Source organism: Methanospirillum sp. (genome assembly GCF_035560735.1).
Classification (GTDB): domain Archaea; phylum Halobacteriota; class Methanomicrobia; order Methanomicrobiales; family Methanospirillaceae; genus Methanospirillum.
Genome location: NZ_DATMYY010000121.1, coordinates 1 through 3,475, shown reverse-complemented (window position 1 = coordinate 3,475; position 3,475 = coordinate 1). Strand labels below are relative to the sequence as shown.

Annotated in this window: 1 protein-coding gene; it reads left to right on the top strand. The window is 41.2% G+C overall.

Annotated elements, in window-relative coordinates; all coding sequences use genetic code 11:
* Window positions 1–156: 156 nt before the first annotated feature.
* Window positions 157–3,475: non-ribosomal peptide synthetase (locus tag VN429_RS03770; protein WP_325629943.1), on the top strand; the 3,319-nt coding region annotated here is incomplete at its 3' end.

Genomic DNA, 3,475 nt, shown 5'->3' with positions numbered 1-3,475 from the left:
ACAAAACCAATATCTTACAAATTTCCATTTCGCCATGCTATTCGTGATTATATCTTCAATTATCTCTCTAACTCTATGTATTTCTGCCAGAAAGATATCATCAGACATCATGAGAAAAACCAAGCCCGAACAAACTTGATTTACCGGTGAAAAATAATGATCAAAAGCCGATACCCCCTGAATCATGCCCAACAGAGGATATATCTCGTTGAATCGATAAATCCCGGCACAGTCATGTGGAACATGATGGCAACTCTTGAACTGGAGTATTCGGTATCATACGAGAGCATCCATCAGGCATTAACCGAAATTATCAGACTTGAAAAGACTCTGTCACTTCGAATAGGGATAGAAACAGGTATCCCTTTTCAGTATTATTCAGAAGGGTCAATCCCTATTGAGTACATCAGTTTCAGAAACAATGGGGGAAAAGCAGGATATCTTGAATGGCTTGCTAAAGAGAGATTAATTCCCCTTGATTTAATAAAGGGGGGGGCACTTGCTAAATTTGTCATTATTGAGATCTCAAATCAGCAATACATGGTTTTTTGCAATACCCATCATATTATTATTGATGGAACATCAATCGCGATACTTATAAGCAGGATTGCCCAGGTAATTCGTGAAGTTTCATCGGGAAAGACTCGAACAGTTCATTCAGTCCCTCATTTTCCACTATTCACTTCATACGAAGAGTCGTACATTTCATCTGCGGATTACAAGGCAGACAAGGAATTCTTGCAGAAGAAAACCGGTACAATTCCTGAACCTGTATCATTTACATCTCACAGATCTGACAATATTAAAAGGGAAACCTTTGTTTATCCTGTTTCCTCTGAAATCTGCAATACAGTATACCAATATTGCAACCGGATAAAAACATCACCGTTCCGGGTCTTTTTAACTGCTTTTACATTATACACCTCACGTCTGACCGGAAATGAGGAGATAGTACTGGGGACTGCCTTTGCAAACCGGTATCCGGAGGAGATGCATGATGCCCTGGGGATGTTTGTCTCAACATCACCGTTATTCCTCACCTGCAATCCAGAATATTCATTTTATGAACTACTTACATCAGTAACCTCAGTCCTTAAGGAGACACAGACCCATTCACGATATCCATATGAATCATTTATCTCAGATGTCAGAAACAAGACTGGAGAGACCTATAATTTTATAGATTACACGTTTGTTCAGAACATTTTCATTGAAGCCGGATCAGATGCGAAAGCAACATATCATCCTCCGGTTGAATCAGAAAACAGTCTTTGTATATTCTGCAGAACTGCCGGCAAAGGTGAGGAAGTACCGATAGATCTCTATATTGAATACAACCCTGAATTATTTACAAAGTTAGCAATCGAGAGGATTGCTGGCCATATTGAATCTATTGTAAGAACCGGATGTTCATCATCAGATTTGAAAGTCAGGAGTTTCAGGTTCCTTGGTGAAGATGAAACAAATCAGTTACTTTGTGGATTCAACTCTCGATCCGATCTCTCTCCTGAACACTGTCTGCATGAGTTAATTCATAACCGGGCTATCAGGCAACCAGATAATGTCGCCATCGTGTATCAGAACACACGCTACACATATGCTGAACTTGATGAGATGTCAACAATCCTGGCTGAAAAACTGGTGAAGCTGGGAGCTGGCAAAGATCAGTTTATGGGAATTCTTGCTGATCGCTCTGCATTTCTTGTCATCGCCCAGGTAGCGGTGCTGAAATCAGGAGCAGCATTCATGCCCATCGATCCTTCATATCCCCCTGATCGTATCAGGTACATGATTGCAGATAGTGCCTGCACGATTATGCTCGCAAGTCCCAAATTTATCAGATTTCTGGAAGACAACGCAGTTGAAATTCCAAATATTATCGACCTGACAGATCCTGACACATTTTTAGGTACTCATGTATCATATGAGGACAGGGGGGCACCATCTGATCTTGCTGTTCTCATCTATACATCTGGCTCAACAGGAAACCCGAAAGGGGTCATGCTTGAGCACCGGTCATTTGTTAACTTCTCCCATTGGTTTATTGATGAGTTTTCCCTGACCGATACAGATAACGTAGCTAAACATGCCAGTTTCAGTTTTGATCTCTCGATGCTCGAGATCTACCCGACACTTATTACCGGTGCTACCCTGCACATTATCAGTGAAGAGATCAGGTTCTCTCTAAACCATTTAAACGAATATTTTGAAGAGAACGAGATCACTATTGTCGGATTTACAACCCAGTTCGGCGAACAGTTCATGGAATATGTCGACAATTTATCGCTCCGATGCCTTTTGACCGGTGGAGAGAAACTCAGGAAATTTAAAAAACGCCCCTATACCTTATACAACGCCTATGGGCCGACAGAATGTACAATAATGGCAACATATTTCAAAGTGGAGCAGGATTTTGAGAATATTCCGATCGGATTCGCAATTCCAAATTATCAGATAACAATCATTGATCACTGGAATAATCTTCAGCCAATAGGGGTTCCCGGGGAATTGTGTATATCCGGCATTTCTCTCGCTCGGGGATATCTGAATCTCCCTGAAAAAACTGCAGATATGTTTATTGAAGATCCTTTCATGCCTGGAGAAAGGTTCTATAAAACCGGGGACCTTGCCTGCTGGACTGAAGACGGATGTCTCCTTCATCTCGGCAGGATGGACAGACAGGTAAAGATAAGGGGATTTAGGATAGAACTTGGAGAGATTGAAAAGGCTCTTATGGAGATTTCTGAAATCTCTGAAGCAGCTGTAATCGATTTCAGGGATGATACTGGAAGAATCTCACTTTGTGGCTATTATGTACCGTCTGGACCCATAGAGCAGGAAACCATAAAAGAACGCCTCCATTCTGCCATTCCCGAATTTATGGTTCCATCCTTTCTTGTTGCTATTGATGAAATACCAAAGACACAAAGTGGTAAAATTGATCGGAGAAATCTCCCAAAACCAGAACAGTCATCAACACAGAAAGAGTTTGTTGAACCTAAAAGTGATGAAGAGGTAGCCATTGCACGGATATTTGAGGAAGTTCTTGGCCTTCAGCCGGTTGGAGCCCTTGATGATTTCTTCTCAATTGGTGGTGACTCAATCAAGGCAATTCTGGTTATATCAAGACTAGAATCAGAATATTCATGTAGTATACCATTCCGTGACTTTTTTAGATTGAAAACACCACGGGGAGTCAGTTCTCTTGTTGCCAAACAGGCAAAAAAACAATTCCCAAAGATAGTTTCTGCGCCCCTTTCACGTATCTATCCGGTAACAGAGCCACAACAGCAGCTCTTCATGCTTGAGCAGCTTAAGACCATACAAAATGCATATAGTATTCCCCTGGTCCTTGAGATTGAAGGAGATCTTGACAAAAAACGTCTTTCAGATTCGCTGATGATTCTCTTTCAGAGGCATGAAGTATTCAGGACAAAATTTTCAATTGAAAACGGAGAGACAGTTCAAATAATAG